At 72.3% G+C, this 21,100-nt stretch carries 19 protein-coding genes; 12 read left to right on the top strand and 7 right to left on the bottom strand.

Going from position 1 to position 21,100, the window contains the following annotated elements; genetic code table 11:
* Positions 1–14: 14 nt before the first annotated feature.
* Positions 15–1,352: an allantoinase AllB gene (allB, locus tag ACFWWR_RS24285; RefSeq protein WP_383861823.1), complete on the bottom strand. Its 1,338-nt coding sequence runs from the start codon at positions 1,350–1,352 to the stop codon at positions 15–17.
* A 280-nt stretch (positions 1,353–1,632) separates the two neighbouring features.
* On the opposite strand from allB, the gene ACFWWR_RS24280 reads away from it, so the two are divergent.
* A complete protein-coding gene (locus ACFWWR_RS24280; RefSeq protein ID WP_384305256.1) occupies positions 1,633–2,433 on the top strand; it encodes an IclR family transcriptional regulator in 801 nt (266 codons plus the stop codon).
* 572 nt (positions 2,434–3,005) lie between these two features.
* Here ACFWWR_RS24280 and ACFWWR_RS24275 read toward each other — a convergent pair.
* Positions 3,006–3,293: a DUF5955 family protein gene (locus ACFWWR_RS24275; RefSeq protein ID WP_383861817.1), complete on the bottom strand. Its 288-nt coding sequence runs from the start codon at positions 3,291–3,293 to the stop codon at positions 3,006–3,008.
* A gap of 216 nt (positions 3,294–3,509) precedes the next feature.
* Between ACFWWR_RS24275 and ACFWWR_RS24270 the strand changes: the two genes are divergently transcribed.
* Positions 3,510–4,109: an NTP transferase domain-containing protein gene (locus ACFWWR_RS24270; protein ID WP_384305254.1), complete on the top strand. Its 600-nt coding sequence runs from the start codon at positions 3,510–3,512 to the stop codon at positions 4,107–4,109.
* Between the two features lie 187 nt (positions 4,110–4,296).
* Positions 4,297–5,931, top strand: coding sequence for a malate synthase A (aceB, locus tag ACFWWR_RS24265; protein ID WP_383861812.1), 1,635 nt, complete (start codon positions 4,297–4,299; stop codon positions 5,929–5,931).
* Positions 5,932–5,935: 4 nt separating this feature from the next.
* Here the strand turns inward: aceB and ACFWWR_RS24260 are convergent, their stop codons facing one another.
* Genes ACFWWR_RS24260 through ACFWWR_RS24250 form a run of 3 tightly spaced genes read right to left on the bottom strand, consistent with a single transcriptional unit; the run spans position 5,936 to position 8,674 of the window.
* Positions 5,936–6,211, bottom strand: coding sequence for a SelT/SelW/SelH family protein (locus ACFWWR_RS24260; RefSeq protein WP_383861810.1), 276 nt, complete (start codon positions 6,209–6,211; stop codon positions 5,936–5,938).
* Entirely contained in the window at positions 6,208–7,122 is a 915-nt protein-coding gene (locus tag ACFWWR_RS24255) for a HipA family kinase (RefSeq protein ID WP_384305252.1), read from the bottom strand. The genes ACFWWR_RS24260 and ACFWWR_RS24255 overlap by 4 nt, the downstream gene beginning before the upstream one ends.
* Before the next feature lie 22 nt (positions 7,123–7,144).
* Positions 7,145–8,674, bottom strand: coding sequence for an IucA/IucC family protein (locus ACFWWR_RS24250; RefSeq protein WP_384305249.1), 1,530 nt, complete (start codon positions 8,672–8,674; stop codon positions 7,145–7,147).
* Between the two features lie 92 nt (positions 8,675–8,766).
* Here ACFWWR_RS24250 and ACFWWR_RS24245 point away from each other — a divergent pair, with 92 nt between their 5' ends.
* Genes ACFWWR_RS24245 through ACFWWR_RS24235 form a run of 3 tightly spaced genes read left to right on the top strand, consistent with a single transcriptional unit; the run spans position 8,767 to position 12,398 of the window.
* Positions 8,767–10,323 carry an IucA/IucC family protein gene (locus ACFWWR_RS24245; RefSeq protein ID WP_384305245.1) on the top strand — a complete coding sequence of 519 codons (1,557 nt, stop codon included), beginning with the start codon at positions 8,767–8,769 and terminating at the stop codon, positions 10,321–10,323.
* A gap of 9 nt (positions 10,324–10,332) precedes the next feature.
* Positions 10,333–11,595, top strand: coding sequence for a VWA domain-containing protein (locus ACFWWR_RS24240; RefSeq protein WP_383861798.1), 1,263 nt, complete (start codon positions 10,333–10,335; stop codon positions 11,593–11,595).
* The gene (locus ACFWWR_RS24235) at positions 11,595–12,398 is read left to right on the top strand and encodes a hypothetical protein (protein WP_384305242.1); all 804 of its coding nucleotides are present in this window, start codon (positions 11,595–11,597) and stop codon (positions 12,396–12,398) included. The genes ACFWWR_RS24240 and ACFWWR_RS24235 overlap by 1 nt, the downstream gene beginning before the upstream one ends.
* A 49-nt stretch (positions 12,399–12,447) precedes the next feature.
* Here ACFWWR_RS24235 and ACFWWR_RS24230 read toward each other — a convergent pair whose 3' ends face one another.
* Positions 12,448–13,074: a winged helix-turn-helix transcriptional regulator gene (locus ACFWWR_RS24230; RefSeq protein WP_383861792.1), complete on the bottom strand. Its 627-nt coding sequence runs from the start codon at positions 13,072–13,074 to the stop codon at positions 12,448–12,450.
* 86 nt (positions 13,075–13,160) lie between these two features.
* On the opposite strand from ACFWWR_RS24230, the gene ACFWWR_RS24225 reads away from it, so the two are divergent.
* From ACFWWR_RS24225 to ACFWWR_RS24200, 6 genes are all read left to right on the top strand, one after another.
* Positions 13,161–14,369: a pyridoxal phosphate-dependent aminotransferase gene (locus tag ACFWWR_RS24225; RefSeq protein WP_383861789.1), complete on the top strand. Its 1,209-nt coding sequence runs from the start codon at positions 13,161–13,163 to the stop codon at positions 14,367–14,369.
* A 184-nt stretch (positions 14,370–14,553) separates the two neighbouring features.
* Positions 14,554–15,741, top strand: a complete 1,188-nt coding sequence (locus ACFWWR_RS24220) for a glycosyltransferase (RefSeq protein WP_384305239.1) — start codon at positions 14,554–14,556, stop codon at positions 15,739–15,741.
* 188 nt (positions 15,742–15,929) lie between these two features.
* On the top strand, positions 15,930–18,080 hold the full coding sequence (helR, locus tag ACFWWR_RS24215; protein ID WP_384305236.1) for an RNA polymerase recycling motor ATPase HelR: 2,151 nt from the start codon (positions 15,930–15,932) through the stop codon (positions 18,078–18,080).
* Positions 18,081–18,175: 95 nt separating this feature from the next.
* Positions 18,176–18,775: a histidine phosphatase family protein gene (locus ACFWWR_RS24210; RefSeq protein ID WP_384305233.1), complete on the top strand. Its 600-nt coding sequence runs from the start codon at positions 18,176–18,178 to the stop codon at positions 18,773–18,775.
* 82 nt (positions 18,776–18,857) lie between these two features.
* Positions 18,858–19,490: a hypothetical protein gene (locus ACFWWR_RS24205; RefSeq protein ID WP_383861777.1), complete on the top strand. Its 633-nt coding sequence runs from the start codon at positions 18,858–18,860 to the stop codon at positions 19,488–19,490.
* A gap of 80 nt (positions 19,491–19,570) precedes the next feature.
* Positions 19,571–19,993, top strand: a complete 423-nt coding sequence (locus ACFWWR_RS24200) for an acyl-CoA thioesterase (RefSeq protein ID WP_384305230.1) — start codon at positions 19,571–19,573, stop codon at positions 19,991–19,993.
* 207 nt (positions 19,994–20,200) lie between these two features.
* Here the strand turns inward: ACFWWR_RS24200 and ACFWWR_RS24195 are convergent, their stop codons facing one another.
* A complete protein-coding gene (locus ACFWWR_RS24195) occupies positions 20,201–21,055 on the bottom strand; it encodes an NAD(P)H-binding protein (protein ID WP_384305227.1) in 855 nt (284 codons plus the stop codon).
* Positions 21,056–21,100: the final 45 nt, after the last annotated feature.

The following is a 21,100-nucleotide window of genomic DNA, read 5'->3' as shown; positions in this document are numbered from 1 at the left end:
GCGAGAGAGGTGGATCAGGGGGTGCGGGTGAGCAGTTCGCCCTTCGGGTCGGTGAACTCGCCGTCCGCGACGATGCGTTCGCCGCGCAGCCAGGTGGACTTCACGACCCCGTGCAAGGTCTTGCCCGCGTACGCCGTCACGCGGTTGCGGTGCTGGAGGGCGGCCGGGTCCACGGTGAACGTCTCGTCGGGCGCGAGCACCGCGAAGTCGGCGTCGCGGCCGGCCTCGATGGCGCCTTTCCGATCGAGGCCGACCAGAGCGGCCGTCCTCGTCGACATCCAGCGGACCACGTCCTCCAGGCCGTGGCCGCGCCTGCGCGCCTCCGTCCACACCGCGGCCAGGCTCAGCTGGAGACCGGAGATGCCGCCCCACGCCGTCGCGAAGTCGTCCGTCTTCAGGTCCGCCGTCGACGGCGAGTGGTCGGTGACCACGCAGTCGATGGTGCCGTCCGCCAGCGCCTGCCAGAGCAGGTCCTGGTTGGCGGACTCGCGGATCGGCGGGCAGCACTTGAACTCGCTGGCGCCGTCCGGGACTTCCTCGGCGGTGAGGGTGAGGTAGTGCGGGCAGGTCTCGACCGTGACGCGGACGCCCTCCGCCTTGGCCGCCGCGATCAGCGGCAGCGCGTCGGACGAGGACAGGTGGAGCACGTGCACGCGCGCGTCGAGACGCTTCGCCTGGGCGATGAGCTGGGCGATCGCGGTGTCCTCCGCGTCCCGCGGGCGGGAGGCCAGGAAGTCGGCGTACTTGGGCCCGCCCCGCTGCGGGGCGGCGCCCAGGTGGTGCGGGTCCTCGGCGTGCACGATCAGCAGGCCGCCGAAGGAGGCGATCTCGGCGAGGGACCGGGCGAGCCGGTCCTGGTCGAGGTGCGGGAACTCGTCCACGCCGGAGGGCGACAGGAATGCCTTGAAGCCGAAGACGCCGGCCTCGTGCAGCGGGCGCAGGTCCTTGACGTTGTCGGGCAGGGCGCCGCCCCAGAAGCCGACGTCGATGTGGGCCTTGTCGGCGGCGACGTCCTTCTTCGTACGGAGGTGGTCGACGGTCGTGGTGGGCGGGAGGGAGTTGAGCGGCATGTCGACGAGGGTGGTGATGCCACCGGCGGCTGCGGCGCGGGTGGCGGTCCAGAAGCCCTCCCACTCGGTGCGGCCGGGGTCGTTGACGTGCACGTGGGTGTCGACCAGACCGGGCAGCAGGACGTGGTCGCCGACGTCCTCCAGGCGGGCACCGGCCGGCACCTCGGCGTCGTACGGCAGGACGGCCGTGATCGTTCCGGCGGAGACCGCGACCGAGGCGGCGCGGATCCCTTCCGGGGTGATGACGCGCGTCGAGCGCAGCACCAGTTCTACGTCGGACACGCGGACCCCTCTCACGCTGCCTGGGTGCCGTTTTACTTCCGGGAAACGGGATTTACTTCCACGTAACGGAATTCAACGTTCTGTTGAAGGAGTCTTCACTCCCGCCCTCATGCCGTCAAGGGCGCACTTCCCCAGGGGACCACAAAGGCGCATACTCTGGACGTTTCCACAAGACGGAATTATCCTTCCGACAGGCAGAACGTAGCTACGCATCAACAGGGAGTCAACCGACCGACGGGTAGGCTTCTGCTCTTCCCGCCTGTCCCGAAAGGAACGCGCCGTGCCGACGTCCAGCGCCAGCACCACCGACTCCGCGAAGTCCGCCAGCGGCGGAGTCCAGTCCCTCGAGCGCGCCTTCGATCTGCTGGAACGAATGGCGGACGCGGGCGGCGAAGTCGGTCTCAGCGAGCTCTCCGCGAGCAGCGGGCTGCCCCTGCCCACCATCCACCGCCTGATGCGCACCCTGGTGGTCTGCGGCTACGTACGCCAGCAGGCCAACCGCCGCTATGCGCTCGGCCCGCGGCTGATCCGCCTCGGCGAGTCCGCCTCCCGTCTGCTCGGCACCTGGGCGCGCCCCCATCTCGCCCGGCTGGTCGAGGAGACCGGCGAGACGGCGAACATGGCACTGCTGGACGGCGACGAGATCGTCTACGTGGCGCAGGTGCCGTCGAAGCACACGATGCGCATGTTCACCGAGGTCGGCCGGCGCGTCCTGCCGCACTCGACGGGCGTCGGCAAGGCCCTGCTCGCCAACACCCCGGACGGCGAGGTGCGCGCCCTGCTGGCCCGCACCGGCATGCCGGCCGCGACGGAGAAGACGATCACCACACCGGAGGGCTTCCTCGCGGCACTGGAGGACGTGCGGCGCCGGGGCTACGCGGTCGACGACAACGAACAGGAGATCGGCGTCCGCTGCCTCGCGGTGTCCGTCCCCAACTCCCCCACCCTGGCGGCCATTTCCATCTCGGGTCCGGCGGGCCGGGTCACGGAGGCGGCGACGGAGAAGATCGTGCCGGTGCTCCAGCAGGTGGCGGCGGAGCTGTCGGAGGTGCTGGCGAGTTCGGGCGGCCCGGCTGCCTGACCGTCCACCGGCTGCCTGACGCTCCACCGGCGGCATCGGCCGGGCGACGCGGCTGCCGCGCCCGATGGGCCGGGCCCCCGGGGCGTCGAGCGGCGGGCGCCCATCAGCGCTTCGAGGACCTGACCGTCGACCCGCTCCTGACCTCGGCACTCGGGCGGAGGCCGGAGCGACACTCCTACCCCACGTGGCCGGCCCTCGCGAACGGCGGCCGGGCGCGGCCGACACACGGCTGTACGAAATTGCCGCCGGAGCGGGCTCGCACCGAAGACGGGCACCGTCCGCAGGACGGCGGCCGGGTCCGGCCACAGGTCCACGACCAAGTCCGCGACCGCTCCCGCACCCACACCCGCACCCGCAGGGGATGCGCGGACACGGTCCCGCCCCTGCTCGACCGCGGACTTCCCGCGGCCCGCGCTGCTCGCACTCCCGCTCGGGAAGAGCACGGCGAGGGCGATGCAGCCGCGCCTCGTCGGGGGACGCGCCGCCCCATGACCGCGGCCGACGGAGGCACCCGCTCCGCCCGAGGTCCACCGCGACCTCGACGCACATCCCACCCGGCCGCCCGAGGGCCCTCAGCGCCGCGGCGGTTCCCCGAACCCCTCCACCGCGTCGCGCACCTCCGACAGCCCCCGGGACAGTGCGCTCACCGACCCGATCGCCCCCGCGATCACCAGCAGGGACCGCCGCAGCCGCGGAATCTCGGGCGCCCCCTCGATCGTCATCGCGGCCAACGCGGCGAGTTCGTCCTCGGCGATGCCACGGTCGGGGAACTCGGCGGGGTGCGCTGCGAGTTGGCGGCGCAGCCGGGACACCGCGGTCCGCAGCTCCGCCACTCTCAGGTCCTCGTCGCTGCCGCTCACCGGTCTCTGCCCCAAGCTCCGCAACACAGCTCTCCCCCTCGCACGCCGTCGCGCGCCCGCACGTTCTCCGATCCCGCCGCGCCTCCCCGCGCGCTGGTCGGGCGCCGGGGGACGCGGGTCAGTAAACGCCACCCCGCACCGGATGCGCCACTGCGCGGACCGAAATTCAGCCCATGGGAACCGGGCGCCTGCCGGAGCGTCAGGTATGCAGGACACATGACTGACAACGCACAGCAGGTGGCCGGGCTGCTCCTCGCCGCGGGTGGCGGGCGCCGGCTCGGCGGACGCCCCAAGGCGCTGCTCGAACACCGAGGGCGGCCGCTGGTCGAGTACGCGGTCGGCGTGCTGCGCGCGGCCGGCTGTACCCGGGTCCACGTGGTCCTGGGGGCCGGGGCCGCCGCCGTCCGGGAGCGGGCGGAGCTCGGTGACTGCGTGCTCGTGGAGAACCCCGACTGGGCCGACGGCATGGGTTCGTCCCTGCGCGCCGGGCTCGACTCGCTCACGGGTACGGGCGCGGGGGCCGCGCTCGTCTCGCTCGTCGACCAGCCCGGCATCGGGGCGGAGGCGGTCGGCCGCGTGCTCGCCGCGTACGAGTCCCGGGAGTCGCTGGTCTCCGCCGCCTACGACGGCGTACGCGGCCACCCGGTCCTCTTCGGTGTCTCGCACTGGGCGGGCATCACGGCGACTGCGACCGGCGACCGGGGGGCACGCGCCTACCTGAGGGCGCACGAGGAGGCGATCACGCTCGTCGAGTGCGGGGACGTGGCTCAGCCGTACGACATCGACACCGCCGCGGACCTGAAGCACCTTGAGTGAGCGTGGTGGCACCGAGCGCCACCTTGCCTCGACCCGGAGAATCTCGACATCAACAAACCATTGAAGTTCCACGATGAGGAAACTAGTATCCACTGTTCAGAAGCGCCCGCCCTGCTCCCGGGCGTCCACCGCCGTACCGTGGTCGACTGGCACCCGGTGCCACGCTCGCTGAAGGAAGTGACCGCTCATGTCCGCACCAGCGCCGTCCCCGCTGGCCATCGTCGACGCCGAGCCCCTGCCCCGGCAGGAGGAGGTCCTCACCGGCGCGGCCCTCGCCTTCGTGGCCGAGCTGCACCGCCGGTTCACGCCCCGGCGTGACGAGCTCCTCGCCCGCCGTGCGGAGCGCCGCGCCGATATCGCCCGCACCTCCACGCTCGACTTCCTGCCGGAGACCGCCGCGATCCGCGCGGACGACTCCTGGAAGGTGGCCCCCTCCCCCGCGGCCCTGGACGACCGCCGGGTCGAGATCACCGGCCCCACCGACCGCAAGATGACCATCAACGCCCTCAACTCGGGCGCCAAGGTCTGGCTCGCGGACTTCGAGGACGCCTCGGCGCCGACCTGGGAGAACGTCGTCCTCGGTCAGATCAACCTGACCGACGCCTACACCCGGAACATCGACTTCACCGACCCGAGGTCCGGCAAGTCGTACGCCCTCAAGGACGACGCCGAACTCGCCACCGTCGTCATGCGCCCGCGCGGCTGGCACCTGAGCGAGCGGCACCTCGTCGCCGCCGACGGCAGCCAGGTCCCCGGCGCCCTCGTCGACTTCGGCCTGTACTTCTTCCACAACGCCCAGCGGCTGCTCGACCTCGGCAAGGGCCCGTACTTCTACCTCCCGAAGACCGAGTCCCATCTCGAAGCCCGCCTCTGGAACGACGTGTTCGTCTTCGCGCAGGACTACGTCGGCATCCCGCAGGGCACCGTCCGCGCCACCGTGCTCATCGAGACGATCACGGCCGCGTACGAGATGGAGGAGATCCTCTACGAACTCCGGGACCACGCCTCCGGGTTGAACGCCGGCCGCTGGGACTACCTGTTCTCCATCGTCAAGAACTTCCGTGACGGCGGCGCCAAGTTCGTCCTGCCGGACCGCAACGCCGTGACGATGACGGCCCCGTTCATGCGCGCGTACACCGAACTCCTCGTCCGTACCTGCCACAAGCGTGGCGCGCACGCGATCGGCGGCATGGCGGCGTTCATCCCCTCCCGCCGCGACGAGGAGGTCAACAAGGTCGCGTTCGAGAAGGTGAAGGCCGACAAGGACCGCGAGGCGCACGACGGTTTCGACGGGTCGTGGGTGGCCCACCCGGACCTGGTGCCGATCGCCATGGCCTCCTTCGACGCGGTCCTCGGCGACAAGCCGAACCAGAAGGACCGGCTGCGCGAGGACGTCGACGTCAAGGCGGCCGACCTGATCGCCGTCGACTCCCTCGACGCCAGGCCGACGTACGACGGTCTCGTCAACGCCGTCCAGGTCGGCATCCGTTACATCGAGGCCTGGCTGCGCGGTCTCGGCGCGGTCGCCATCTTCAACCTGATGGAGGACGCGGCGACCGCAGAGATCTCCCGCTCCCAGATCTGGCAGTGGATCAACGCGGGCGTCGAGTTCGAGCACGCGGGGAACACCGTGAAGGCGACGCCGGAGCTGGCCCGCGAGGTCGCCGCCGAGGAACTCCGGAACATCAGGAGCGAACTCGGCGAGGAGGCCTTCGCCGCCGGTCACTGGCAGCAGGCCCACGACCTGCTCCTGGAGGTCGCCCTCGACGAGGACTACGCGGACTTCCTGACACTGCCGGCGTACGAGCAGCTGCGAGGCTAGAGCCTCACTTGTCCGAGTGGCCCAGGGACTTTCCCGGGGCCACTCGGTCGCGTACGGCCTGCTTCACGGCGGTCGGCTCGGGGAAGCCCTGCTCACGGCGGTCCCAGACGACCTCGTCGTTGACCCTGACCACGAAGATCCCGCCCTTGCCGGGCTTCAGGGACAGCTCCGTGAGCTCGGTCTCGAAGGTCGTCAGCAGCTCCTGCGCCAGCCAGGCGGCACGCGGCAGCCAGCGGCACTGGGTGCAGTACTCGATCTCGACCCGCTGAACATCCGTCATCCGAGGTGCACCGACCAATCCTGTTCCGCCGCCGGTTTGCCGTGCAGGTCGGGGACCCGCTTGAGCCAGTTCGGCCGGCCTCGCTGTGTCTTCGCCGCCCGGAGGGCCTCCTCGGCGGCGAGTTCCTCCCGGGTGGGAAAGTGAGTGGGGAGCCAGGCCGCGGACGCCCGCACGCGCGCGTGGAGGTAGTCGACGTACGCCTCGCGGACGTCGTCCGGGGTCGCGAAACCCTCCTCGGCGGCCAGCCAGGCGTCCGGGACCGCCTTAGTGACCGCGCGCAGCAGGTCGAGCGTCACCCGGGGTGCCAGCTCGGCGTCGGCCGCCCGCACGTCCGGCGCGTAGTGGCCGAGCGCGTGGTGCCGGAAGTCGTACGCCTTCTCGGGATCCGACCCGTCCCAGCGGTGGTGGAAGACGAGCGCGGCCCCGTGATCGATGAGCCACAGGCGCGGCGGTACGGTCCCGAAGGTGGGCCAGATCATGAGGTTGGAGCTGTGGACCGTGCGGTCCACGTTGACCGTCAGGGCGTCCAGCCAGACGACCTTGCCGGCCTCCAGCGGGTCGACGGGGAAGGTCTTGGCGATCTCCGGCGTGAAGTCCTTCGCACCCGGCAGGTAGTCCATGCCGAGATTGAGTCCCGCGCTCGAGCCGTGGAGCTCTCGCACCTCCTGGTGCGGCTCGTGGTCGGCGATCGCGGGGTCGAAGTGGACGAGGACCAGCTCGGGGAAGCGCAGTCCGAGGGCGCGGGCCAGCTCGCCCACGATCACCTCGGCGACCAGCGCCTTGCGGCCCTGAGCGGAGCCGGTGAACTTGACGACGTACGTCCCCAGGTCGTCGGCCTCGACGACTCCGGGCACGGAGCCGCCGGACCGCAACGGGTTCACGTATCGAACAGCAGTCACATCGCGCAGCACACCGGCCAGGGTATGCCAGCTCTCACCCCGCCAGGGGGTTGGGCAGCGGCAGGTAGCGGGCGTCGGCGCCGTCCGCGCCGGTCCAGCGCAGCAGGAGGTTGGTCTTGCCGGGCAGGGTGGGCGAGGCGAGCAGGGCGGCGATCTCGGGGAGGTCGTGCCGGGACAGTTCGCGGCGGGCGGCGGGCCAGGGGTCGAGGCCGGGGTGGTGTTCGGCCAGCGCCCGGGCGACCTCGCAGAGGTGGTTGACGACCAGGCAGTACACCAGCCGCTCCCAGCCGACCGCCCGGGACACCTCCGGCAGCAGCTTCACGCCCTCGGAGTCCCGGAACAGCGCCTGCACGGGTGTTCCGTCGGCGTCGACGGCGACCAGCGTGTTCTGCAGGTGCGCTTCGAGTACGACGCCGTGGTCGGCGAAGGCCGCCAGGGCCGGGGGCACGACATGGGCGAGATAGGCCTGCCACCAGGCCGCCGGGTCCGCGGCGGCGACGAGCGGGTTGCCGTCGAAGCCCTCCACCAGCGCGGCGGCCAGCAGCGGGGTCGCGCCGGGCACCACCCGGTCGCGCAGTCCGTCGCGGACCAGGACGGCGAGTTCCTCGAAGGCGAAGTCCGCGGTGCGGTAGCCGTTGTCGCCGAGCCAGGCCGCCGGGCCGTCGACCGCCGCGAACGCCTCGCGCGCCGCCGTGTCGGTGCGGCGCATTCTCCGCAGGTCGTGGCACCACAGCCGGCGGATGTCGTTCGTGATGCGCACATCGAGGCTGAACTTCAGGAAGAGGTCGCGTTCGGGCGCGTACAGCGTGCGGATCGCGGCAGTCGGCCAAACCGTGAAGGCGGTCGTGCCCAGGTGGACCAGGCGGCCGTCGGCGAAGGCCGGGGCGAGGTCGCGGGCGACGAGGTCGAGCTGCCAGGGGTGGGCCGGCAGCAGCCGGTAGCCGGGCGGGGCCTCGCCGAGCGCGTCGAGGGGCGAGGTGTCGCCCTCCTCGACGACCGTGTCCGCGCGCAGCCCGAGCAGCGTCAGCGGGAAGCGGGCGTGTGCCTCGGGGGCGTACGGCAGCCAGCCTGCGGCGGGGCCGCCGCCGCGGGCCTTGGGCGCCGGGTGGTGGGGGTGGCCGGTGATGAGGGCCTGCTCGGAGAGCAGGTACGGGTCCTCGGGTGCCGTCGCCCGGGCGCGGGCGGTGAGGAGCGCGGCCACCGCGTCCCGACTGTCGATCATCTCGGCGGGCAGTTCGTGGTTGGACAGGCCGGTGTGACGGACCAGTTCCTCGGCGACGAGTTTGACGAGTTCGGGGTGGCTGACGGGCTGCCAGCCGTCCGCCGTGCACACCTCGGGTGCGGCGGGGCGCCGCTCCCCGCGTACGCGCAGCAGTCTGCCCCCCGGCAGTCGGTGCACCCGGTGTTCGCCGGGTTCGCAGGTTCGCGGGAGGGGTTCGGCCACCTCCCGCAGCAGGCAGTTCAGAAGGGGCGCCGCCGCGTACGCGTCGGCGCGGTCCGCCAGGTCGTCGCGCGGTGCGGCGTCGTCGGCGGCGGGCGGGGGGATGAGATCCACGCGTTCCACTCGTTCTCTACGGTCCGTTCGGGCGGAGACGATCAGTATGTCTGTCGTCACCGCCTGTCGTGACATCCCTTTCGTACCCGAGGAGCTGGCCCGTGCACCGTCCCTTCACCGCCGAGGCCGAGGTCGCCGGCGAGCTGGCCGCCGTACGTCCCGACCTCGTGCCGCGGTACGCGGCCGAGCTGCCGGGCGCCCGGGCGGCCGTGCTGACCCGGCTGTGGCGGGCGCTCGCCCATGAGCCGCTGCCGTGGGTCGCGGGCCGCGCGGCCGGCCGGCAGGGGCTCGCCGTGCGCCTCTGTGACGGCCGCCGGCTGCGCGGCCCGCACCCGGACCCGTACGCCACCGCCGCGTACGTCACCGAGGTGCGGCTCGGCGACCTGTCGTACGACGATCCTGCGCGGCTGATGAGCGACCTCGCCGTGGCGCACGGCGGGGAGTTCGCCGCCGAACTCGGCCACAGCGTGGCGTCGTTGGCGCTGTCGCGGGCCGGTCGGCCGGCCCACTCGGAAGAGTGGCCGGCGCGCGACTGGGAGTGGGAGCAGCGGGTGGTCGACGGGCATCCGTTCCATCCGGGCTGCCGTTCCCGGCCCGGCTTCTCGGTGGCCGAGCAGCTCGCCTACGGACCCGAACACGGGCCGGTGGTCCGGCTGGGGCTGGTGCCCGTTCCGGCGGGCGAGTGCCTGGTGACGGGTGACTGGCCGGACGACATGCGGGACGGGGTGCGGCTGCTGGTGCCGGTGCATCCGTGGCAGGCGGAGCATGTGCTCAAGCGTCCGTGCGAGGAGGGGCTCTCGGCTCACCCCCTGATGGCCCTGCGCACCCTCGCGCTGCCGGACGGGCCGCACGTCAAGACCGCGCTGAGCGCCCGGCTGACCTCCTCGGTGCGGGACATCTCCGTCTACTCGATCACCCTGTCGGCGACCTTGTCGGCGTTCGCGCAGGCGCTGGCGGCGCGCATGGACGGCCTGTTGCACGTCACCCGCACCCTGGGCGCGGTCACGGCCAACACCCCTGACCTGGCGGCGGTGCTGCGCGAGTCGCCGCAGGATTACGCGGCGACGGACCTCGGCGAGCGAGTCCTGCCGGTGGCCGCTCTCGCCACCACCCGACTGCCCGACTCCCCCGCCTGGCTGGCCGACTTCACCCGCCTCGCCCTCACGGTGGGCCTGCGCCTCCTCGAGCTGGGCGTGGCCCTGGAGGCGCACGGGCAGAACCTCCTCGTGGTCCTGTCCGCGACCGGCGCCCCGCTGCGCCTGGTCTACCGCGACCTCGCCGACATCCGCGTCAGCCCGGCCCGGCTGGCCCGGCACGGCATCCCGGTCCCCGAACTGACCGGACGGATCGTCACGGACGACGAAACGGCCCTGCGCCGCAAGCTGTTCGGTTCACTGGTGGCCGGGGCACTGGCCGGTACGGCGGGCTCGGGTGCGGCGTTGCGGGGCGCACTGGAGACGGCCGTACGCGACCTTCCGCGCACGCCCGATCTCGCCGCACTGCTCGAAGAGCCGCTGCCGGCCAAGGCGTTGACGCTGATGCGGCTGTCCCCCGGCACGCCCGGCGATCAGTGGACCGGTCTGCCGAACCCCTGCTCCGAGGTGCCGGATCCCCTTCTCCGAGCGGCCGTTTTGGAGCGCGGCACCCCTGATCAATAGGATCCGCCGATGATCACAAGTAAACGGCTGGCGGCAGGAGTGTGCGCCCTGCTCGCCGCCCTGACGGCCGGGATCGCCTTCCCGGTCGCGGCCCTCGCCGGCGAACCGACCGGCGAGACCACGCCCCAGGTCGACCTCGTCCTCGACGTCAGCGGCTCCATGCGGACCCGGGACATCGACGGCGGGACGCGGATGGCGGCCGCGAAGCAGGCGTTCAACGAGGTGCTGGACGCCACGCCCGAGGACGTCGACCTGGGCATCCGGACCCTCGGCGCCAACTACCCCGGCGACAACCAGAAGACGGGCTGCAAGGACACCGCGCAGCTCTACCCGGTCGGTCCGCTGGACCGTACCGAGGCCAAGACCGCGGTGGCGACCCTCGCCCCCACCGGCTGGACGCCGATCGGCCCCGCCCTCCTCAAGGCGGCCGGCGACTTCGACGGCGACGGCTCCAAGCGGATCGTGCTGATCAGTGACGGCGAGGACACCTGCGCCCCGCTCGACCCGTGCGAGGTGGCCCGCGAGATCGCCGCCAAGGGCATCGGGCTGACCATCGACACCCTCGGTCTGGTCCCGAACGCCAAGATGCGGCAGCAGCTCAGCTGCATCGCGGAGGCGACCGGCGGGACGTACACCTCGGTGGAGCACACCGACGAACTCACCGACCGTGTCAACCAGTTGGTGGACCGCGCCGCCGATCCGGTGGTGACGCCGGTGGCGGTGGACGGTGCCGCCGAGTGCGCCGAGGCACCGACCGTGAAGTCCGGCCTGTACACCGACCGCGAGGAGTTCGGGCAGCAGCGCTGGTACCGGGTGGACGTCGAGCCCGGCCAGGAGCTGCGCGCCTCGGTGAGCGTGGGGGCCGACCGGGCCGTGAACCCCTCCTACGGGGTGCTGTTGCGGGCGGTCACGGTGCACGGCCGGGAGATCGTGCGCGGCGAGGCCGCGGGCGACGGCCGCACCGACGTGGTCTCGACGGGGCTGCGGTACCCCGAGGCGGAGAGCGACGACGAGGACGCGCCGGCCGAGACGGTGTGCCTCCAGGTCACCAACTCCTTCTCCGCCGCCTCCGGTGTGAAGACCACGCCGGGTCTGCCGCTGGAGCTGACCGTGGACGTGGTGGACGGGCCGTCGTCGGCGAGCGACGTGGCCTCGTTCGGCCTCGGGCGCGGCTGGTGGCTGCTCGGCGCGCTGATCCTCACCGGCTTCCTCGCCGGTCTGGTCTGGGGCTGGCTGTCACGCTGGCGGCTCGCGGTCTGGAGGACCAACTGATGCGCATCACCCGCGCGTTGAGCGCTTCCCTGCTGATGCTCGGCCTCGCGGTCGCCCCGGCCGCGGCCGACTCCTCACCGTCTCCCTCGGCTTCTACGGACGGCGGGGCGCCCACCGAGGCGGGCACCTCCTTCCGGACGGCCACCGAGATCGAGCAGGGGCAGACGGCCACCGCGAACGGTTCCGCGGGCGACTACCTGTACTGGTCGTTCCCCGCGGACGCCGGACAGCGCCCCACCGTCAAGGCGACGGTGAAGCTGCCCGAGACGCACGCCGCCGAGACCTGGCAGATCGACGTGTACGACGGTCTGCGGCGCCGCCAGGCCTGCCAGTACGGGGCGCAGACGCGTACCGCGGCGGCGGACACGGCCTCCGTGGAGCTGGCCTGCGTCCTGCGCACGGTCCGCGCCTGGTCGGAGCCGTGGGCGAACGACCCGCTGCCCGGGACGTACTACGTGCGCCTCACGGCCGTCGGCCTGACGACGGCCGACCTGGGCCTGCCGGTCGAGACCGAGCTCCGGGTCGACTCCAAGGACATCGGCGGTTCGGCCGCGGTGGACGGCTCGCTCGCCGAGCCCCTGGTGCCGGGAGTCGCGGTCACCTCCGAGGCCGGCGAGGACGGCGCGTCCGGCTCCGCCGTGCTGTCCAGCATCGAGCCGGACGACGGCTGGTCCTCCGGCTGGTGGTCCGACCGGTGGGTGTGGACCGCACTCGGCGGCGTGCTGGCCGCGCTCGCGGGGGTCGGCGGGTACTCGCTGACGCGCGGGTCGGGGCGGCCGTCGCGGGTTCCGCCAGGCGCCTGACGGACGTCAAGAGGCCCGTTGTGCTTCGGCACGGCGGGTCTCTTCGCGTTCAGGCCTCGCGCAGTGCCTTCGCGAGAGTGCTCTCGCCCGTCACCTCGATACGACCGGCGCGCACCGCGTCCGGCACGCTCACCTCGCCGCGGCCGACCGCCAGGCAGGTGCCGGTGTCCAGGACCAGCCGCGCGTCGGGCTCCGCGGGAGCGGGCCCGTCGCCGTACACGGGACCGTCCTCGGCACCGACGTACAGATGGAACTCACCCTCCTCGAGCCGCACTTCGACGAGACCTTCGCCGTCCAGCGCCCGGAGAAGCGGCAGCGCGAACCAGTGCGCCCGTACGGCGTCCGTGGACCGCCGCTCGCCCAGCTCGGCCTGCCCCCAGCGGCCCAGGGCCTGGAGCACCGGCAGCAACTCGCGGCCCCGTCCGGTCAGTTCGTACACGTACGCCGCACCGGGCGGCGGCAGCCTGCGCCGGGTCGTGAGGCCGTCCCGTTCCATGTCCTTCAGCCGCGAGGCGAGTACGTCCGTGCTGACGCCCGGCAGGTCGGCGTGCAGGTCGGTGTAGCGGCGCGGACCGGCGAGCAGCTCCCGGACGATCAGGAGCGTCCAGCGGTCGCCGACGACATCGAGCGCCCGGGCGGCGGAACAGTACTGGTCGTAGCTGCGGCGAGGTGACATGCGACGCAGTGTAGACATGTTGTTGGACTTTCCAAGCTCGAACTTGGTAAAACCAAGCAACACCACAACCGGAGGGGCGTAAGCGCATGGAGTTCCGGCAGTCGAGCAAGCTGAGCGAGGTCTGTTACGAGATCCGCGGTCCGGTGATCGAGCACGCCGACGCGCTGGAGGAGGCGGGCCACAGCGTGCTGCGGCTGAACACCGGCAACCCCGCGCTGTTCGGCTTCGAGGCGCCGGAGGAGATCGTCCAGGACATGATCCGGATGCTGCCCCAGGCGCACGGCTACACCGACTCGCGCGGTGTCCTCTCCGCCCGCCGGGCGGTCGCCCAGCGCTACCAGACGCTCGGCCTGGAGGTCGGCGTCGACGACGTCTTCCTCGGCAACGGCGTCTCCGAGCTGGTCTCGATGGCCGTACAGGCGCTGCTCGAGGACGGCGACGAAGTCCTCATCCCCGCCCCGGACTTCCCCCTGTGGACGGCGGTGACCACCCTCGCCGGCGGCAAGGCCGTCCACTACCTGTGCGACGAACAGGCCGACTGGTACCCGGACCTGGCCGACATGGCGTCGAAGATCACGGACCGCACCAAGGCCGTGGTCATCATCAACCCGAACAACCCGACCGGCGCGGTCTACCCGAAGGAGATCGTCGAGGGCATCCTCGACCTGGCCCGCCGGCACGGCCTGCTGGTCTTCGCCGACGAGATCTACGACCAGATCCTGTACGACGACGCCGTGCACCACTCGGCCGCGGCCCTCGCCCCCGACCTCGTCGTCCTGACCTTCTGCGGCCTGTCGAAGACGTACCGGGTGGCCGGCTTCCGCTCGGGCTGGATGGTCGTCACCGGTCCCCGGCAGCACGCCCGCGACTACCTGGAGGGCCTGACGATGCTGGCCTCCATGCGGCTGTGCGCCAACGCTCCCGCGCAGTACGCCATCCAGGCCGCGCTCGGCGGCCGGCAGTCCATCCGCGAGCTGACCACGCCGGGCGGGCGCCTGCACGAGCAGCGGACCGTGGCCTGGGAGAAGCTCAACGAGATCCCCGGTGTGTCGTGCGTGAAGCCGAAGGGCGCGCTGTACGCCTTCCCGCGTCTCGACCCCAAGGTGCACAAGATCCACGACGACGAGAGGTTCGTCCTCGACCTGCTGCTGCGGGAGAAGATCCAGGTGGTGCAGGGCACCGGCTTCAACTGGCCGACCCCCGACCACTTCCGCATCCTGACCCTCCCCTACGCGGACGACCTGGAGGCGGCCATCGGGCGGATCGGGCGGTTCCTGAGTGGGTACCGGCAGTAGCGCTGAGGGCGGTGGCGTCACGCACTCCCCACCACTCTCAACGTATAGCGCACCGGGGGGCTTGCGGCAAGGCCCCGGTCATGCCGCAGAATCGCCGACCTGAGCTGGAAATCCACGGAGAACTGGGAGCCGCGAAGTGCGCGTGTTGTTGTCGACGTACGGGTCGCGCGGGGACGTCCAACCGATGGCGGGACTCGCGGTGCGGTTGCGGGAACTCGGCGCGGAGGTTCGGGTGTGCGCGCCGGCGGACGAGGAGTTCGCGAAGCTGCTGGCCGGTGTCGGCGTGCCGCTGCTGCCCGTCGGTCCGTCGGCGCGCGCGCTGACGAAGGCGGCGCCGCCGCCGTCGTCCCTCCCTCAGCGCGCCGCCGAAGTGATCGCCGCCCAGTTGGACGCGGTCACCGCGGCGGCCGAGGGATGCGACGTGCTGGTGTCGACCGGCATGATCTCGGCGGCGGCCGGAGCGCGGTCGGTGGCCGAGAAACTGGGCATCCCCTCCGTGTCCGTGACCTTCCAGCAGCTCACCCTGCCGTCGCCACGGCGCCGGCCGCTGGCGTATCCGGGCCGGCCGCTCCCGCCGGAGGTGACCGACACCAGGGTGCTGTGGGACCTGGACGCCCGGAGCATCAACACCCTGTTCGGTGAGGCGCTCAACACCAACCGGGCGTCGATCGGCCTGCCCCCGGTGGCCGACGTCCGCGACTACGTCATCGGGGACCGGCCGTGGCTGGCGACGGACCCGACCCTGGACCCCTGGCAGGAGACGCCCGACCTCGACGTCGTACAGACCGGCGCGTGGACTCTGCCGGACGAGCGCCCGCTCCCGACCGAGGTGACGGCGTTCCTGGACGCCGGCACACCACCGGTGTACGTGGGCTTCGGCAGCATGCCCATGGGCGCGTCACCGGACGCCGCCCGGGTGGCCATCGAGGCGGTCCGTGCGCAGGGCCGCCGCGCCCTCGTCTCCCAGGGCTGGGCCGACCTGGGTCTGATCGACGACCTCGCCGACTGCCTCCCCGTCGGCGAGGTCAACCATCAGGCACTGTTCGGCCGGGTGGCCGCGGTCGTGCACCACGGCGGCGCGGGGACGACGACGACGGCCGCCGGGGCCGGCGCGCCCCAGGTCGTGGTTCCCCAGATCGCGGACCAGCCGTACTGGGCCGGCCGGGTGGCCGAGCTGGGCATCGGTGCCGCACACGACGGTCCGGCTCCGACGTTCGAGTCCCTGTCGGCAGCCCTCGAAGCGGCCCTGGCTCCCGAGACCGGCGCACGGGCGAGGGCCGTGGCCGGCACCATCCGTACCGACGGGGCGACAGTGGCCGCCAAGCTGCTGCTCGACGCGGTCGGCCGGGAAAGGCATCCCATGTCCGGGTGAACCAAGCGGGATCGTCGAGCCAGGACCCGGAACACGAGAACCTGCGCACCCTGGCGACCTGATCCGGCAACGGCCATGGAGTCCACGTCAGGCGTAGCGTCGCTCGTCGTGCCACCAGAATCGTCAGTCCGGTCCGGACGCCCTGCGGTGCGCACTGGTCGCAAGCGACCTCATAGCGGAGTGATGACATGAACCCCCTGACCACCAGCGCGTTCGACCTTCCCGACCGCCTCTCCTCCAAGGCGGACCCGGCGCTGATCGGCCGCGACGAGCAGCACTTCGCGGCCGTCGCGGAGTGCCTGGAGCAGTCGATCGCCGAAGTGTCCGACCACCTCGACGCCGAGCGCAGGGCGCCCGGCGGCCTGGGCCGGCAGGCGATGGACCGGGACACGGAGATCCACCGGCTGACCGCTCGCCTGCGCGCCCTGCGCCGCTTCGGTCTGGACCTGTGCCTCGGACACATGGTCGGCGCGGACGACCCCGAGCCCGTGTACGTCGGCCGTCTCGGCCTCACCGACAGCGAGGGCCGACGGCTGCTGCTCGACTGGCGCTCCCCCGCGGCGGAGCCGTTCTTCGGAGCCACCCACGCCAACCCGATGGGTCTGGCGAGCCGCCGCAGGTACCGCTGGACCGGCGGCCGGATCAGCGACTACTGGGACGAGGTGTTCACCCCGGACGGGCTCGTCGGGCACGCCGCGCTCGACGACCAGTCCGCCTTCATCGCCAGCCTGGGCAGCAACCGGTCGTCACGGATGCGAGACGTGCTCGGCACCATCCAGGCCGACCAGGACGCCATCATCCGAGCGGGATCCCGCGGCGCCCTCGTCGTCGACGGCGGTCCGGGTACGGGAAAGACCGTCGTCGCCCTGCACCGCTCCGCCTACCTCCTCTACGCCGACCCCCGCCTCGGTCACCGCCGGGGCGGGGTGCTGTTCGTCGGCCCGCACCGGCCCTACCTCGCCTACGTCGCCGACGTCCTCCCCAGCCTCGGAGAGGAGGGCGTGCAGACCTGCACCCTGCGGGACCTCGTCGCCGAGGGAGCCGCGGCGGCGGTCGAGGCCGACCCGGAGGTGGCCCGCCTGAAGTCGTCCGCGGACCTGGTGGAGGCGATCGAGGCGGCCGTCAGGTTCTACGAGGAGCCGCCCGCCAAGGGGATGACCGTCACGACCCACTGGTCCGACATCCCGCTGAGCGCCGACGACTGGGCCGTGGCCTTCGAAGGGGCGGAACCCGGCACTCCGCACAACGACGCGCGTGACCAGGTCCTGGAGGAACTGCTCACGATCCTGGTGGACAAGCACGACGGCGACGACGTCCCACCCGAACTGCTGCGCAAGTCGCTGCGGCGGAACAGGGAACTGCTCACGGCCTTCAACCGCGCGTGGCCACTGCTCGAAGCGGCCGACCTCGTCGGAGACCTGTGGTCGGTACCCGCCTACCTGCGCAAGTGCGCTCCCTGGCTCGGCCCCGACGAAGTACGGCTGCTGCAGCGTGCGGACGCCCAGGCCTGGACGGTGTCCGACCTGCCGCTCCTGGACGCGGCACGGCAGCGGCTCGGCGACCCGGAGGCGGCACTGCGTGAGCGTCGGCGCAAGGCTTCCGTCGCCGCCGAACGCGAGCAGATGGCCAAGGTCGTCGACACCCTGCTCGCGGCCGACGACGACGGCGAAGGCGCCGTGACGATGCTGCACGGACAGGACCTGCAGGACGCCCTGGTCGACGAGACCGGACTGCCCGGCACCGACCCTGACCTGCTCGCCGGCCCGTTCGCGCACATCGTCGTGGACGAGGCCCAGGAACTGACCGACGCCCAGTGGCAGATGCTGCTGCTGCGCTGCCCGTCCCGGAGCTTCACCATCGTCGGGGACCGGGCCCAGGCCAGGCACGGGTTCACGGAGTCGTGGCAGGAACGGCTCGAGCGGGTCGGGTTCGACCGGATCAACCTGTCCTCCCTGAGCGTCAACTACCGGACACCGGAAGAGATCATGGCGGAAGCCGAGCCGGTCATCAGGGCCGCGCTCCCGGACGCCAACGTGCCGACCTCCATCCGCAGCAGCGGCGTCCCCGTCGTCCACGGATCCGCTGCGGACCTGAACGCGGTCCTCGACACCTGGCTGGCCGCGCATGCCGAGGGGATCGCCTGCGTCATCGGCGATCCCACCTTCCGGACGACCTCGCGCGTCCGGTCGCTGACCCCGGAGCTGTCGAAGGGGCTCGAGTTCGACCTGGTCGTCCTCGTCGACCCGGAGAAGTTCGGCGAGGGCATCGAGGGAGCGGTCGACCACTATGTGGCGATGACCCGGGCGACCCAGCAACTCGTCGTCCTCACGAGCTCCTGACGCCGGCTCCGGGAGGCACTGCCGGCGGGCCCCTTGCAGGGCCGGTCGAGCGGGCATCGGCGGAGCCGGAGCGGTGGGCTCGTAACCTGTGACGCATGGGTGATCTCCTCCTCGTCCGGCACGGTGAGACCGAGTGGTCGCGATCCGGGCGGCACACCGGCTCGACGGACGTCCCACTGACCGAGCGCGGTCGGCAGGAGGCACGGGGCCTGGTGCCGCTGATCTGCTCGCACCGGATCGGGGCCGCGTTCGTCAGCCCGCTGCAACGGGCCAGGGAGACCGCCGAGCTCATCGGACTGCACGACGTACGGGTCGACCCGGACCTGCGCGAATGGGACTACGGCGGCTACGAGGGCGTCACCACCGTCGAGATCAGGCGCACCCGGCCGGACTGGTTCCTCTTCACGGACGGGGTCGCGCCCGGACCGCCCGACCACCCCGGGGAGAGTCCGGACCAGGTGGGCGAGCGGGCGGACCGGATGCTGGCCAAGGTGGACGCGGCGTCGGCCAACACCGAAGGGGTCGTGGTGCTGGTGGCGCACGGTCACTTCCTGCGGGTGCTCACCGCCCGGCGGCTGGGGCTGCCGCCGTCGGGCGGGGCCCTGTTCCAGCTGGCGACCGGAACACTGTGCCGACTGAGCACCGAGCACGGGCGGCACGTGATCGCCGGGTGGAATGTCAGACCCGGGTCGTAGTCTTCGAACGGGCTGATCGTGCTGCTGGTCGCGGCAGTGCGGGAGCCCTTCGACCAGGCCGTTCGCCGGGGAGGAGCACGCCGTGACAAGACCGCCCACCGCCGCGCAGCGGCGTGTCGTCGACGCCGCCGATCCGGTCACCGGCCGGCTGAAGGGCACCGAGACGCAGCTTGCCGCGCTGGTGAAGCGAGGGCTCGCCTTCCGCCATCCGAGGCCGCCGCACGACCACTTCCTCACGCCGGCGGGGCACCGGATCCGGGAGGCGCCCCCGGAGACCGCCGCTGCCGAGCCCTTGGCCGAGCCGGCCCCGGCAGCCGGTGTCTTCACCGCCCGCATCGGCTGTGACGAGGAGCCGGACACCGGTCCCACCCGCGTCCGCGAGGTGCACAGCGCCTGGCAGGGGCTGCTGGAACTGCGCCGGATGACCAACCAGCACGGCGCGACGGACCGGCCCTGCGGCTGGGAGCGCGCGCATCTGGTGCAGGCCGCCGCGCTCGCCCTGGAGGCGGCGGGTCACCGTCCGGCCGGGCGGGAGGCGGAGGGCTACCGGGTGCGGGCGACCCCGCAGCCGGAGGCCGTCGCCGTGCACGCGCCGGACACCGACCTGCTGCGGGCCTGCGCCGCCACGCTGGAGGGGGCGGGCTGGCAGGTCGGCGAGCACACGGAGCCGCGGACGAGAGACCGGTACCTGCTGGCGTCCCCACGCCGGACGTGATGGGCCTGCCAAGACGTGATGGGCATGCCAAGATCGACGGATCAGGTCGTCCATGACAAGCACGACGAGAAGGGGGAGCCGTGACCGAACCGTTTTCCGTCCCGGTGACCGTCCGCGGATACGAGACGGACGTGCAGGGTCACCTCAACCAGAGCGTGTACCTCAACTACGCGGAGCACGCCCGATGGTCGCTGCTCCGGGCCGCCGGGATCAGCCAGGCCGGCCTCATCGGCAAGGGCGTGGGCCCGGTGGCCCTGGAGACCACGATCCGCTACCGGCGGGAGTTACTGGCGGGCGACGAGGTCGAGGTGACCTGCGCCTTCTACTGGAGCGAGGGCAAGACGTTCCGCATCGAGCAGACGATCCGGAAGGCCGACGGCACGGTGGCGGCCGAGATCACGGCGGTGGGCGGGCTGATGGACCTCAAGCAGCGCAAGCTGGTGGCGGATCCGCGGGAGCACTTCAAGGAGCTGGCGTCCGATCCGAGCCTGTTCGGGCTCTGAGGAACAAGGACGCCCACGCGTCCGCCGACTCCGGCTCGTGCTCGGTGTCGCAGGACGCACGCGACTCGGCGATGTGCACCCGGGTGATCGCGGTGGCCGCCGCGGCCCTGTCGACGGCGGTGCCGCGGCCGGGGGGCGGGGCGCGGACCTGACGGACGGCCCAGGCGGCGGGGTCCCTCTCGCCGCCTGGGCCGCCCGTTCCGCCTGTCAGGCCCCCGCGAAGACGGCCTTGTGGTCCTCGACCCACTCCCGGTAGGACCGTGCCGGCCGCCCCAACGCCTCCCGTACGTCGTCCGTGACGTGCGCATTGCCGCCCTCGCGGGCGAACAGGAGGCCGCCCAGGACGCTCTCCACGGCCGCAGCGTCCATCCCCGAGGCCGCCAGCTGTTCGCGGATCTGGTCCGGCGAGAGGTCCAGCGTCTCCACCGGCCGTCCCACGACGGCGGCGATCTCGGCGGCCTGGTCGGACACGGTGATCGCCTCGGGCCCGGTCAGCGTGTACGTCCGGCCGGAGTGCCGGGAGGTGGTCAGCGCCTCGACGGCCGCCTCGGATACGTCACGCGGGTCGACCACCCCCTGGCGGCCGTCTCCGGTCATGTCGGGTACGGGCCGGCCCGCCCGGACCGCTTCCGCCCAGCCCAAGGTGTTCGAGGCGAAGGACGAGGGACGCAGGATCGTCCACTCCGAGCCGCCGGCGCGGAGCGCCTGCTCGCCCGGAAGATGCCAGGTGCCGAAGGGACCGTAGTCGGGATCACCGGTACCGATGGAGGAGAGCTTCACGATCCGGCGGACGCCCACCGTCCGCGCTCGCCCGACCAGCCGGGCGTCCCGCCCACTGTCGGCCGGTCCGAGTACGGCCACCAGGAACACGGCCGTCGCCCCGGCCAGCGCCGCGTCCACGGACTCCGGGTCGAGGAAGTCCCCGCGCACCACCTCCACGCCCGCCGGCACCTGGGCCTTCGCCGGGTCACGGGTCATGGCGCGCACCTTCTCGCCACGCGCCGCGAGCTGTCGTACCACTTCACTGCCGATGGTGCCCGTGGCACCGGTCACTAGGATCATGGGCTCAACGCTGACGGGCGGCCGCCCCCGGTCGCTAGGAAATTC

The sequence above is a fragment of the Streptomyces sp. NPDC058678 genome (genome assembly GCF_042714835.1).
In the GTDB taxonomy this organism is placed as follows: Bacteria; Actinomycetota; Actinomycetes; order Streptomycetales; family Streptomycetaceae; genus Streptomyces.
Note: the sequence above shows the minus strand (reverse complement) of the source record. Positions and strands in the feature narration are given on the sequence as shown.